Annotated in this window: 7 protein-coding genes and 1 pseudogene; 5 read left to right on the top strand and 3 right to left on the bottom strand. The window is 69.0% G+C overall.

Translation table 11 applies throughout. The features are described from left to right. Position 1: 1 nt before the first annotated feature. Positions 2 to 1,060, bottom strand: a complete 1,059-nt coding sequence (locus RCO28_RS13830) for a 3-keto-5-aminohexanoate cleavage protein (RefSeq protein ID WP_308941368.1) — start codon at positions 1,058 to 1,060, stop codon at positions 2 to 4. Positions 1,061 to 1,431: 371 nt separating this feature from the next. Next, a complete protein-coding gene (locus RCO28_RS13825; RefSeq protein WP_308941367.1) occupies positions 1,432 to 2,451 on the bottom strand; it encodes an AraC family transcriptional regulator in 1,020 nt (339 codons plus the stop codon). A 116-nt stretch (positions 2,452 to 2,567) separates the two neighbouring features. Here RCO28_RS13825 and RCO28_RS13820 point away from each other — a divergent pair, with 116 nt between their 5' ends. The 4 genes from RCO28_RS13820 (at position 2,568) to RCO28_RS13805 (ending at position 6,713) form a co-directional block, all read left to right on the top strand. Then, the gene (locus RCO28_RS13820) at positions 2,568 to 3,593 is read left to right on the top strand and encodes a TauD/TfdA family dioxygenase (protein ID WP_308941366.1); all 1,026 of its coding nucleotides are present in this window, start codon (positions 2,568 to 2,570) and stop codon (positions 3,591 to 3,593) included. A gap of 92 nt (positions 3,594 to 3,685) precedes the next feature. Beyond that, positions 3,686 to 5,173: a long-chain fatty acid--CoA ligase gene (locus RCO28_RS13815; RefSeq protein WP_308941365.1), complete on the top strand. Its 1,488-nt coding sequence runs from the start codon at positions 3,686 to 3,688 to the stop codon at positions 5,171 to 5,173. Positions 5,174 to 5,646: 473 nt separating this feature from the next. After that, positions 5,647 to 6,039 (top strand): hypothetical protein, encoded by a 393-nt coding sequence (locus tag RCO28_RS13810; protein ID WP_308941364.1) that lies wholly within the window; start codon positions 5,647 to 5,649, stop codon positions 6,037 to 6,039. Between the two features lie 5 nt (positions 6,040 to 6,044). Further along, positions 6,045 to 6,713, top strand: coding sequence for a nucleotidyl transferase AbiEii/AbiGii toxin family protein (locus RCO28_RS13805; protein WP_308941572.1), 669 nt, complete (start codon positions 6,045 to 6,047; stop codon positions 6,711 to 6,713). 1,192 nt (positions 6,714 to 7,905) lie between these two features. Here the strand turns inward: RCO28_RS13805 and RCO28_RS13800 are convergent. Further along, positions 7,906 to 8,173: pseudogene (locus RCO28_RS13800) on the bottom strand (transcriptional regulator); the annotation flags it as partial. A 427-nt stretch (positions 8,174 to 8,600) separates the two neighbouring features. On the opposite strand from RCO28_RS13800, the gene RCO28_RS13795 reads away from it, so the two are divergent. Continuing rightward, positions 8,601 to 13,238, top strand: coding sequence for an AAA domain-containing protein (locus tag RCO28_RS13795; protein ID WP_308941363.1), 4,638 nt, complete (start codon positions 8,601 to 8,603; stop codon positions 13,236 to 13,238). Position 13,239 lies beyond the last annotated feature (1 nt).

Raw genomic sequence — 13,239 nt, 5'->3', positions numbered from 1 at the left:
GTCAGGACGTGACGTCGCGCAGCATGGAGCCGCGGCGGCCGGGGCGGCGGTTGGGCACCATGCCGAGGTGGGCCAGGGTCGCGTCGGTGTCCGCGTACCACTCGCCGAGCTTGTAGATCTCCCGCGCTTCGGGGCCCGACGCGATGTCACGTCCCACGGCCTCGGCGATCTGGACCATCTGCTCGACCTGCTGCACGGAGGACATGCGCTCGCCCTTGCGGCGCCACAGGTTGTCCTCGTTGCCGACGCGGACGTGCGCGCCGAGGGCGATGCCGACGGTGTTCATCGGGGCCACCGCGCGCATGGACGCCTCGATGGTGAGGACCGCACCGTCCGGGACACGGCGGATGAACTCCACCAGGTCGGCGGGGTGCCGTCCGGCGAATCCGCCGCCGATGGCCACGTAGTTGAGCACGAGCGGCCCGCTGTAGATCCCCCGGCGGATCATCCGCTCGACGGTCTCCAGCTGTGCCAGGTGGGCGAGTTGGAAGTGCGGCTGGATGTCGTTCGCGCGGAGCCGCTTCAGGTGCTCCAGGTAGAAGTCGGGTCCGGCCTCGACGACCATGTCGCGGTACGCCTTGTGCATGGCGGGCTTCGCGATGGAGGTGCCCTCGATGTCCTCGTCGTCGAAGAGCTCCACGATGTTCATCTGGCTGGTGCCGATGGCGATCGTCACCTGGTCGGGGCGTGGGTCGATCTCGGCCAGCATGTGCCGGGTGTCGTAGCTGAGCCACTTGGCGTCCGCGCCCTCGTCCTCGGGGGCGAAGGAGATGGAGCCGCCGATCTGCAGGACCATGTCGGGAACGGCTTCGCGCAGCCGGGCCATCAGCTCGTTGAACATGGACATGCGCTTGGAGCCGTGTCCGTCCAGCTCGCGGACGTGGATGTGCAGCACGGTGGCGCCGGCGTTGTAGCAGTCGACCGCGGCCTGGACGTGCTCGTCCATGGTGACCGGAAGGTCGTCGGCGTCTCCGGGCAGCCATTCCGGTCCGTACGGCGCTGCCTGGATGACCAGCTTCTCCTGGTTCTCCGGGTAGAGGGAGTCGTCGAGGAAGTGCATGGCCGTTCTCCTTTGTCGACGGTGAACGCTCACCGGTCGTCCGCTCCTGGGCAGCCGCGGTCGCCGCACGGCGGTGCGGATCGACTCGCGGAGCTTGCGGAAGCTTGCGTAAACGTGCGGAAGCTTGCGTAAAGCGGACCGGCTTGCGTGAAAGAAGGGGGAGTTGGCGGTCGCGGCGGTTGTCGCGCGACGCTGCGGTTGTGCGGGGGCCAGGGGGTGGTTGTCGGGGGTGTCGCCCCGGTTATTGCCCCATCGGTAAGGCCACGTTAGGCCGCGATTCAGGGGCGCGCTGCACCACAGGGGACAGGAGAATTACCTTTTGGGGACAGGGGGGCGGCTGGCGCCACCAAGGTTCATCGCCGCGAGACGCCCTACTCCACGACGTACTGCTCCGCCACCTGCCGGGTCCGCCATTCCCGCGCGCTGCACCCGAAGCGTTCGCGGAACCAGCGCGAGAAGGCGCTCGGCGCCGAGAAGCCCAGGAGCCCGGAGATGTCGGTCAGGGAGCGGCGCGGGTTCGCCACGAGTTGCCGCGCCAGTTCCTCGCGGGTCGCGTTCAGGAGCGAGGAGAACGTCTCGCCGGACGCCGCCAGGTGCCGGTGGACGGTGCGGCGGTCGACGCCGAGGCTGGCCGCGACCTGCTCGACGGAGCACCGTCCGGTCGGCAGCAGGGCGCCGATCAACTCCCGTACCCGGTCCGGCTCGGAGGTGTCCCTGGCCACGGCGATGGACTCGAAGTACTGCCGCGCGTACGTCCGCAGCAGCGGGTCGGACATGGCGTTGGGTACGTCCAGGTCGCTGCTGTAGAAGACGATGCCGTTGAATTCCTGGTCGAACTCCACGACGGGCCCGAAGAACCGCCGGTGCGAGGACGGATCCGTGGGCGCGGGATGGGTGAAGCACACGGAGAGCGGCTGCCACCGGGCGCCCAGGAACTCCCGCAGCACCTGGTGGAAGGCGCCCACGGCGAGTTCCACCGCCTGGCGGGCCGACATCGGCTCGGTCAGTTCGAAGCCGACCTTGAGCGTCGCCAGGCCGTCCGCCTCGGTGAGCCGGTTGTGGAGCATCTCGTTGTACATGTGCTCGTAGCGCACCAGGAACGCGATCGCGCTGCGCACGTCGGTCTCCTCGCGGAGAACCAGGCTGATCGGACCGAGGTTGGAGAAGCGCCGGCGCTCGGCGAGCAGGAGCCCGAAGTCCTCCCGGTGCGCGGCCGCCGCCGAGAGTTCGAGAAGCCGGACGACGGCCGCGCCGGAGATCCACCGGTCCTGCACCGTGAGTCCGACGGGATCCAGGCCGACCCGCTTCATGAGGGCACGCGGGTCGATGCCCAGAGATCTGCTCAGCTCCACATAGCCGCTCAGGCTGGCATTACGGACGAGGGGCTTCATGGGCGCACTCCCTGACTCTGTCCCCAACTGATAAGTCACATGTCCCGTGCCGTCAAGAGATACGTCGAGCACTGGCCTAGCGTGTGAACCGTTCGCGAGCGAGAGGACACACCGCGATGCTGCGACACCTTCTCACCGGGCCCTCAGCCTGGACCGGACCGGATCTCGCCCCGGCCACGGACGGGATCCTGCACCTGTCCCGGGCCCAGCTCGGCGAGATCGAGTCCGCCCTGCGTTCGGTACGGCTGCGGGGCACACCCCTGCTGCGGGTGCGGCCGCGCGACTTCCCCCTGCCCACGCTGGCATCGGAGTTGACCCGGATCGCCGACGCCCTGGAGAACGGCCGCGGCTTCGCCCTGATCAGAGGGTTCCCGGTCGACCGTTACGGCCCGGCGGCGGTGAGCACACTGTTCTGGGGGCTCGGCCTGCATCTCGGAGTGCCCGTGTCACAGAACGCCGCCGGGCATCTGCTCGGCCACGTCCGCGACACCGGCCGGAGCCTGAACTCCGCCTCGGCGCGCGGCTACCAGACCAGGGAACACCTGCCGTTCCACACCGACCACTGCGACCTGCTCGGCCTGCTGTGCGTGCGAGCCGCGGGCTCCGGTGGGCAGATCTCCCTCGCCGCCTCGGCGAGTGTCCACAACGGAGTGCTCGCCCAGCGCCCCGACCTCGTGGACCGGCTGTACCGCACGCACTTCGTGGACCGCCGCGAGGAACACGGCCCCGGCGAACGCCCGTACCACGCGGTGCCCCTCGCCGCATGGCACGCGGACAGGCTCAGCCTGCGCTACCACCGGCGCTACCTGGAGTCCGCGCAGCGCTTCCCCGACGTGCCCCGACTCGAAGCCGCCGACCGCGAACTCTTCGACCTGATCGACGCGTTGGCCGACTCCCCGCAGCTGCGACTCGACCTCGACTTCGCGGCGGGCGACCTGCTCCTCGTCAACAACCACGCGGTGCTGCACTCCCGCACGGCGTACGAGGACTCCGCCGAGCCCGCGCTCAAACGCCATGTCCTGCGACTGTGGTTGACGCCCCATCAACAGCGGCTCCTGCCACCGGGCTTCTGGGACGAGTCGGCGGCGGGACGGGGCCGCGGCGGCGTCGCACCCCGCGATGTCATCGGCGCGGCCGCGTGACCACCGAGGCAGCGGGCCCTCGACCCAACCGAGCCATCCACCCAACCGACGCCACCGGGCCGTCGAAACAACGCGCACAGAACGGAAGCCGAATGAGCAACCTCGCGGCAGTTCTGGCGGCGTCTACCGCCACCCACGGCCACCGGATCGCCGTACGCCAGGACGGAACCACCCTCACCTACGCCCAACTCGCCGACGCCAGCGCCCGGTTGGCCTCGCTGCTGCGGAAGCAGGGGGTCCGGCCCGGCGACCGGGTCGCGCTCGCCCTGCCCAACGTCGCGTCCTTCCCCGTCGCGTACTACGGGATTCTCCGCGCCGGCGCCGTCGTCGTACCGATGAATCCGTTGCTGAAGGCCCGCGAGATCGCCTTCGTGCTCCGGGACTCAGGGGCGCGGGTCGTGGTGGCCGCGCCTGCGGTGGAACCCGAGGCGGCGCCCGCGGCGGCCGAGGCCGGTGCGGTGTGTCTGATCGCGGACGGAGAGGAGGGGCCCGCCGCACTGCGCGAGACACCGCCGATGACCGAACTCGTCGAGCAAGCGCCGGAAGACACCGCCGTGATCCTCTACACCTCGGGAACCACGGGTACCCCGAAGGGCGCCGAACTGACCCACCGCAACCTGGTGAGCAACGCGGCGACCGTGGCGGAGACGCTGATCCGCATCGCGCCCGGCGACGTCCTGCTCGGCGCGCTCCCGCTGTTCCACGCGTTCGGGCAGACCTGCGCCCTGAACGCCGCCGTCACCGCGGGCGCCACGCTCACCCTGCTGCCCCGCTTCGAGCCCGCCGAGGCCCTGCGCATCCTGGACCGCGACCGGGTGAGCGTGTTCCTCGGCGTCCCCACCATGTACACGGCGCTGGTCCGTGCCGGGGTGGACCCGGAGGCCGATCTGACGCGGCTTCGTACGGCCGTGTCCGGCGGCGCCTCGCTGCCCGTGGAGGTACTGCACGAGTTCGAGCGCACCTTCGGCGTCACCGTGCTTGAGGGCTACGGCCTCTCGGAGACCTCGCCCGTCGCGGTGTTCAACCCTCCGGACCGGCCCCGGAAGCCCGGCTCCATCGGGGTCCCCGTCCGCGGCGTCGACGTCCGCCTCGTCACGGACGACGGAGCCCCGACCGAACCGGGCGAGGTCGGCGAGATCGTCATCCGCGGCGAGAACGTCATGAAGGGCTACTGGAACCGGCCGGAGGCCACAGCGGAGGCCGTCCGAGCCGGCTGGTTCCACAGCGGCGACCTGGCGCGCGTCGACGAGGACGGGTACTTCTTCATCGTCGACCGCAAGAAAGACCTGATCATCCGCGGTGGCTACAACGTCTACCCCCGGGAGATCGAGGAGGTCCTGTACGAGCACCCGGCGGTGAGCGAGGCGGCCGTCGTAGGCATGCCGCACGCGTCGCTCGGCGAGGAGGTCACGGCGGTCGTCGTGCTCCGCGCCGGCGCCCAGGCCACCCCGGAGCACATCCGGGACTTCGTCAGGGAACGCGTGGCCCCGTACAAGTACCCGCGCGTCGTACGGATCACGGAAGCCCTGCCCAAGGGCGCGACCGGCAAGATCCTCAAACGCGAGATCACCGCCCGCTGACCACACCGGACCCGATCCCACCGAGCACGCGCCACGGGCCTGCGCCGGACCTGGCGCGCACTCGGGGGCCCGCAGATCAACGGCCCGTCCACCGCCCATCAAGACCCATCAAGACCCATCAAGACCCATCAACGGCCCTTGTCGACCGGCTCCAGAATCGCGACGCACTCCAGGTGATGCGTCATCGGAATCGTGTCAGCCTGGACCACAGCAGAAAAACCCGCAGGTCAAGGCAGGTTTCCTGTCCTATCAACGACCTCTCTGGGGGCATGAGCGTCAAACGAGCGTCACGGCTGACGACAACAACAGCCGAGGCGCACGTCGGAGGCTTTAGCGGGCAGCGCTTCGGCGACGGTGCCGAACACCGCTTGGCAGCCTCCCCACACGAAGCCTCTGCAGCGATGCAAGCCATACCCACGTGACGGCTCGTCCGTCGGCCCACGCTCCGCTTCCCTGGCCGCCATAATGGGGGCATGTCCTCCAGTCCGCAGCACGCCGCTCCCGAGTCCGGCGACCTCTCGGGCCTGGTCGCCGAGGACCTCGCGATGTACCGAGAAAAGTTCCGGCTACGTCTGCCGGAGTCACTGGACGACCTGCACGGCCCCACCCAAGGGGTCATCGAGCTGCCTTTGCACATCGCTTGGTCCGGGTTGACCTCGTACGACATGCGCAACCCTCGCCAGCGCATGGGCCTGTACCGCACCGTCCTGCACGAGGGCCTGCGCGAGGACCTGCCGCGCTATCTCAACCAGGACCTGCTTCTCCAGCTGTGGCCGGTCCTGCGCATGCTCGTCGGCCGCACCGTGCGCGCCGTATGGGAAGACGCCTTCCCCCAGCTGGCCTCCCGCGCCCGGGTGGCCGCGTGACGGACATGCCGGAGCTGCACACGCGACTCCTGGCGGACGTGATCGCGCTCGGCTCCCCGTACCCTCTGGTCCTCACCGGCGGATACGCCGTTCGGGCTCACCATCTCGTCGACCGCCCCAGCCAGGACCTTGATGTCGCCACCGAGAACCCGGCGCCCATGACCGAGATCGCGGCCACGCTCCGCAGCGGTCTGGAAGCCCGCGGCTGGGCAGTACGGGCGCTGGAGACCGCCCCGCTGTCCGCTCGCTTCACCGTGACCGACCCGATCACCGGGCAGGAGTGCGAGGTAGACATCCTCAAGGAGATCTTCTGGCGGCCCCTCGCCCAGAGTCTGTACGGACCCGTCCTCGCCGAAGAAGACGTGATCGGCACCAAGGTCCGCGCCCTCGCCGACCGCGGAGCACCCCGCGACCTGATCGACGTGTTCGCCGCCTCGCGCCGCTGGACCAATGCCGAACTCGAGGAGTTCGGCCGCCGCCACGCCCGTGGCCGCTTCGAGCGCGAGGACCTGCAGGCGAACCTCACGGGCGCCGAGTGGACCGACGACGAAGCCTTCGCCGCGTATGGCCTCAGCGACGCCACTATCACCTTGCTCCGCGCTTGGGCTGTGGAGTGGGCTGAGGACCTCGCGACCCGGCTCTTGGAAGAGGCCGATCATCCGGACATGGACTGATCACGTCCGGCCCCTCAGACGGCCCCAGCCACCCCGACGGGCTATGAGACCCGGCAGCACCCTGCGCCTCTGCCGCCTATCGTGACGCCCTCTTTGCAGTGAGCCGAGCGGAGTCCTGGGCCGTGAAGTACGCGTTATCGGAGAAGCAGGCCGCGATGCTCGAGAGAGCGCGGCTGCTTCTGAGGCCGTGGTTCTCCAGCCAGAGGCCATCCATACGGCTGCGGCGCTTGAGAGGCGCGGGGCGCTCGAGCCGTGCCACTTCGGGATCGTCACGGACAAGGTAGTTGAGCGGCGGCTCGATCAGAGTGAGTGAGCGCACGCTGCCCGGTGCAACAGCGGCTGCGGTCAATGTCCTGAGGACGCCGTAGGAGTGGGCGACAACGTGCGGGCGGCGACGAGCAGCGGCGCCAAGTCCAGGCGTCCACCGGTCGGCCAGTGGACGACAGGGCCCCACGTCTTCCGCGGGCCTGCACCGCCATGCACAAGCAGGACCTCCGCCCCAGAGCCATCACGTACCACCACGATCTCCCTCACGAGGCGAGCGTAGCGGCGCACGGTGAGCCACGGTGCCGCATGCGCGGGGCGGGTGACCCGGCCTCATTGATTGCTCAACCGAGTGGCGAGCGAAGGGCAGGACGATTTCCAAGATCACCAAGAACCGAAAATCACCACCCAACACTCAACGCCCGCACACAGTCGAGGTGTTGACCGCCATGGATTGTCAGTGGCCGTCGGTACTGTCGAATGTTGTGCCGAGGAACACCCGGCCCCGCTTCGGGGGTGCCGCATCCGCCCCCGCCTTCACCAGCGAGGATCTGTGACCTACGTACGCCCTCACACCCGCCACGACGGAACACCCGTCAAAGGCCACTACCGTCGTCAACGCCCCCGCACCGCCGCGCCGCGGACGGCACCCCCACGCACCGCCCCTCACCGCACTCCCGTGCCGCGGCCCCGCCCCATCCACATCGGACCCACAACCTACGTCTCCACCTACTACCGGGCAGACGGCACCCGCGTGCGCGGGCACAACCGCGCTACCAGGCCCCGTACTGTCGCCGTGGCGGCGGGCAGCGGAGGCGGGCTCATCCTGCTGATCCTCCTTCTGCTGGCACTGGCCAGCGGTCCGGGCGACCGCAGCAAGACCCCAACGCGCACAACGCCGTCGCAGTCCACATCGGCGCCGGCCCACCACAGGTAAACCTCGATGCGCACCGCTTAGTCGTCCCTGCTGGCCGTAGGCGCGGCTGGCCTCGATCACAGGGCGGCACGGCTCTCGGGGACGGTGATGTGCCGACGCATGAGCGGGCGGGCGGTCACCAGGGTGACGCCCGCATGCCCAAGGCGACAGCCGCGCTGAGTCCGTGCAGGGCGACGTTGGTCGGGCTGACGTTGGCTCAGGCGTCGGGGCTGTCGAGCGTGACGTAGCGGGCGACTTCCTTCGCCTCGGTCCCCCAGTCGCCGCGGAGGTAGTCGCCGTGCGACCCAACATTCCGCTTGCCGGGGCCGTGACCGTCGACGGCTCGAAGAACGCGGCCCTCCCTCCGTTGGCCGACGCTGCGGCCCTGCATCGCCCGGAGGCAACTCCTTGCACCCTATTCCGCCGAGAACCGTCGATTTCCAGTCCTCTGGATGTAGCAGCGGGGCGCGCTGCTGCGTGGCTTCCCTCGACCGGTGATCAATTGCCATCCAGCAGCTACGCCTTCGGCTCACCTATTCCGACGGGACCTCACCTAGGAAACAGCTGCGATGCCCACATTTCACGTATTGAGAACCAGCTGGATCTTCGAGCGAGTTCACGCCAATCCACCGATGACTCCCTTGCTTGACATCTGCCACACCCTCATCCTGATCCGTTCATCACCGCCAAAGGATCACGGGGGACTCATGGCGCAGCACGCGCCCGGCGCGGACGATGCAGCCATCGTCCGACAGACCCGCAACCTCATCGAGTACGTACGGGAGATCGTGCGGGCAACCCATCGGCCGGTCCGCGATTGCGGGCAGTACCAGGACAGGCTGTGGCTGTCCTCTCTTCCGACTGGAGTGACGTCGGCCCGGGATACCCGCAGCAGCACGCTGCTTAAGGTGCAGCACTTGCGCCGGACGGCCGCTCCCCCGCTCCCCGCCGAATTGGTGGGGTGGATCTCCTCCGACATCACAGCGAAGGCGTCACGACAGGACCCGCCACTGGCGGCCATCGGTCCCGGCAGCGGTTGGACGGAGGACGAAAACGGCGACCCGGTGGAGATCACCGAGATCGCCATCGAGGACGCGCCACAGGTCCGGCAGACGTACCGCCGGTGGCTGGCGGCCTGGCGCCGCTGGGCGAATGCCGAGCTCGCCGCCGAGCCATATCGCAAGCTGCATCGCCGACTGCGCCGCATGGACCGCCAGCTACGCGATGAAGGGGATGTGTATGAAGTGGTGCTGGGCATCGGCATGCTGGCGCATGGGGGCGACGAACGCCAGGAGAAGGTGCGCAGGCATCTGTTCACCGCTCCGCTGTCCGTCGCAGTCGACAGCCGGAGCAACGAGATCACCGTCTCCCTGGCAGCGGGTGCCGGACTTCGCCTTGAGGACACAGATTTCCTGGAAGAGAGCGACGGCTACAGCACTGAGCTGCTGTCTGGGCTGCGCGAGCGTCTTGAGTCCGGAGAGATCCCCCATCCGCTTTCCCGGGAGGTGGATCAACTGCTCGTCGACTGGGCTGATCAGGCGCTGGGCGAGCATGCCGCAGTGCGTTTCGATCCCGCGTGGGAGCCGCCAGAGGTTCGCGAAGGGCCCGGATTCTCCCTGCGGCCCGCACCCGCGGTGCTGCTGCGCGAGCGAGGACGCGGTGCACTCGTCGGCTTCTACGAGAAGATCGCCGAACGGCTCGCCAAATCCGGGGCGAAGGCTCCGCTGGGGCTCGCACGGCTCATTGTGCCGCCAGAGGTGCAGGAGAGCGACGGTTGGAGTGCCGCGTACGGCCGCGCCGCGGCTCCCGCACTCGGGCCGGATCCGCTCTTCCCTTTGGCGACGAACGCCGCGCAGCGTGACGTGCTCGCCCGCCTGCAGCGCGACACCGGCGTCGTCGTGCAGGGTCCGCCGGGTACGGGCAAGACGCACACCATCGCCAACCTGACGTGCGCCCTGCTCGCAGACGGCAAACGCGTCCTGGTGACCAGCGAGAAGGACCAGGCTCTGCGGGTGCTCAGGGACAAGCTCCCACCCGCGTTGCGGGGCCTGTGCGTGCTACAGGGCGACCCGCGACGCGGCGGGAACGAGGAACTGGACAAATCGATTCGCGCCCTGTCCCGACTGCACGCGACCACCACGCCCGAGCGGCTTACCGAGCGAGCCAAGGAACTGGACGCGCAACGCACGGAACTCGGTGAGCGTCGCGCCCTGCTGCGAAATGAACTCCGCGATCTACGTGAAGTCGAGTGGCGTGAGTACACCCAGCTTCCAGAGGGATATCAGGGACAGCTCGTCCAGGTCGTCGAAGCCGTGTCGGCAGGTCAAGACCGATACGACTGGCTTCCCACGCTGCCCATCAGCGCCGCGGAGGTTCCTCCGATCGACGGCGATGAGGCCCGGCGCCTGATGGCATTGATCGAGCGCCACGGTCCAGGAGTCCTCGACGAACACGGCACCCTCTGTCCCGACCCCGCGCAGCTTCCCTCCACCGCGCAGCTCGCGGATGCCCTGCACACCCTTGCCGCGGCCGAGCGCGCCCGCCTCGACGACGCCCTTGACCCGCTCGCCGACGCTCTCGCTGCGCACGGACCCGAACTCGTCGCGGCCCTGCACAAGCACCTGCACACGGCATCCGCTGCCTTGCAGCGCGCAGGGCTCAGCCAGGACGTCTCGCACTGGGATCCTGCCGAGTGGCACACCAAAGCGCTGCGGCACGGACTTGCCGGTCAGAAGCGGGGCCTGTGGGATGTGGTGCGGCAGGCCAGTGCCGAAGCCGAGGAAGTGCAGCGCTCGCTGATCGCCCTGAGCCACCGGCACGTCGAGGTCCCGTCCCTCACCACCGAGGAACGCGTTGCCATGATCGCGACCGGACAGACACTGTGGTCGTTCGTGGACGACGGCGGCAAGCTCCGGAGCTTCGGGGCTTGGCGGATCCGGCGTGCGGGGCGGAGGCTGCTGGAGGAGTGCCGGGTCGACGGACATCGTCCGGACAATGCAGAGGACCTCGCCGCGATCCTCACGCAGCTGCGTGCCGAGCACGTCGTCATGGAGCTGAACAACCGCTGGCAAGACGTCGGCGCCCCCGGCGTCAGCGGCTCAGCCCACGTCGCCTTGGCCGAACTCCTGGACCGGAACCGTGACTTGGCTGCCGTAGACGCATTCACCGTGGCCGGCCGGGCCGCCCACGATGAGCTGCTCCTTGCCGCGGTGCAAGCGGCGGTGCGCACCCCCAATGACTGGGAGGCCCTGCGCGTCGCTGTCACCCGCGCTGAACGTGCGCTCACCGCTGCCGCGGCGGAACGCACGCTCCGGGGACTGGCCGACACTCTTCCGCAGCCCGGTCCGCGCGGTGGCCCCGAGCTGGCAGAGGCCCACCGGGCCCTGGCCGCCCGCGATGTGGCGGCGTACGAGGAGGCCCTGGCGGCGCTCGACGCGGCATATCTTCGGGAGGCCGACCGCCGGGAGGCCCGCAAGCTGCTCGGCCGCCTCGCCGAAGGCCATTCGGAACTGGCCCGCCAGCTGACGTCCACCCCAACCGCACCCCACTGGAACACCCGTCTGCCCGCGCTCGCCGAGGCTTGGTCTTGGCGGCAGTCTCACGCCTTCACCGAACGCATGCTCGACGAAGGCAGAGAGGGACGCCTCGACGGGGAACTGGCCGAGGTGGAGGGCCGCCTCAAGGAGACCGTGGAGCAGCTGGCGGCCACCCGCGCCCTGTGGCACTGCCTGGACCGGCTGACGATCCGCCAGAAACAGGCCCTCAGCTCCTACGCCGACGCAATGGCCCGCGCCGGGTCCCGTACCTCGCCCTCCGCCCGGCGCCATCTGCGCAACGCCCGTTCGGCGATGCGCGACGCCATGGGAGCCGTACCTGCCTGGGTCATGCCGGTGAAGCAGGCCGCCGCGACCCTTCCGCCGGAGCCGGACTCCTTCGACGTGGTGATCGTCGATGAGGCCAGCCAGGTCGGCCTCGACGGCCTGATGCTGCTGTGGCTAGCCCCGCGCGTCATCATCGTCGGCGATGACCGGCAGTGCGTGCCGGCCTTCCTGCCCAGCAACCACGAACGACTGCGGCGCCGCCTCGACGACCTGCTGCCCGACCTGGGCGACTGGCAACGCGACGCCCTGGATCCCAACGGCTCGAACCTGTACGCCCTGCTGCGGTCCCGATACACCGAAGTGATCATGCTGACGGAACACTTCCGCTGCATGCCGGAGATCATCCAGTGGTCCTCGCACCAGTTCTACGGCAAGGACCTGGTACCGCTGCGCCAATATGGTGCCGACCGGCTGCGTCCCCTCCAGGTCGTACACGTTCCCGAAGGCCACTGCGAAGGGTTCGGGGACCGTCTGGTCAACCGGCCGGAGGCGGAGCGGCTCGTCGCCAAACTCAAGGAGCTGACGCAGGATCCCGCCTACGCGGAGCGGACATTCGGCGTCATCCCACTGCGTTCCGGCGCCCCGGCACGGCTCATCGACGACCTCATCGACAACGAGATCGAGCCCGACGTACGCGAACGGCACCGCATCCGGGTCGGCGTCGCCACAGACTTCCAAGGCGACGAGCGGGACGTGATGCTGCTGTCGACGGTGGTCGACGGCGATCACATCCGCAAGATCCGCAGCCTCCCCGACGGCCGCCGGTTCAACGTCGCCGCGAGCCGTGCACGCGACCAGATGTGGCTGTTCACCTCGGTCACCACCGACCAACTTCCCAGCGACGACCTGCGGCACACGCTCATCACCCACATGCGGTCCCCCGCCCCCACCCATCAACCGCCACCGGAGCTGGACGCCGTACCCGACAACGAGAAGCGCGACCCCTTCGACTCACTCTTCGAGCAACGCGTCTTCCGGAAGATCGGAGAACACGGATACCACGTCGTCCCTCAGTGGCGCGTGGGCGAGAAACGCATCGACCTGGTGGTCACCGGCGAGCACGCCCGGCTTGCCGTCGAATGCGACGGGAGTCCGCACCACTGGACCTCCCGGCAGATCCAAGAGGACTACGAACGCGAGCGCGAGCTACGCCGGGCCGGCTGGAACTTCTGGCGAGTACGCAGCAGCACCTTCGCCCTGGACCCCGAAGAGGCACTCGCCCCACTGTGGGAGCGCCTGGAACTCATGGGCATCCAGCCAGGGACTACGGAGGAGTTCGCGGGCGGCGAAGCACCGGAAACCTGGACGCCAGTCGAGCTCGACGAGAACGCGCCGGACAGTGAGGACTACGCGAATCAACCCGACACGGGCCAGGAGGGCAACGGTTACGGCACAGGCGCCTACACAGACGCGGACGCAGAAGACGACACCACCGGCGGCATCGATCACGAAGCAGGAGCCTGAC

The sequence above is a fragment of the Streptomyces sp. LHD-70 genome (assembly GCF_031157275.1).
GTDB lineage: Bacteria > Actinomycetota > Actinomycetes > Streptomycetales > Streptomycetaceae > Streptomyces.
Note: the sequence above shows the minus strand (reverse complement) of the source record. Positions and strands in the feature narration are given on the sequence as shown.

Bases quoted from the DNA above. Each gene is read 5' to 3' on its own strand.
- RCO28_RS13830 (WP_308941368.1), bottom strand. From the start codon at position 1,060: ATGCACTTCCTCGACGACTCCCTCTACCCGGAGAACCAGGAGAAGCTG.
- RCO28_RS13825 (WP_308941367.1), bottom strand. From the start codon at position 2,451: ATGAAGCCCCTCGTCCGTAATGCCAGCCTGAGCGGCTATGTGGAGCTG.
- RCO28_RS13820 (WP_308941366.1), top strand. From the start codon at position 2,568: ATGCTGCGACACCTTCTCACCGGGCCCTCAGCCTGGACCGGACCGGAT.
- RCO28_RS13815 (WP_308941365.1), top strand. From the start codon at position 3,686: ATGAGCAACCTCGCGGCAGTTCTGGCGGCGTCTACCGCCACCCACGGC.
- RCO28_RS13810 (WP_308941364.1), top strand. From the start codon at position 5,647: ATGTCCTCCAGTCCGCAGCACGCCGCTCCCGAGTCCGGCGACCTCTCG.
- RCO28_RS13805 (WP_308941572.1), top strand. From the start codon at position 6,045: ATGCCGGAGCTGCACACGCGACTCCTGGCGGACGTGATCGCGCTCGGC.
- RCO28_RS13795 (WP_308941363.1), top strand. From the start codon at position 8,601: ATGGCGCAGCACGCGCCCGGCGCGGACGATGCAGCCATCGTCCGACAG.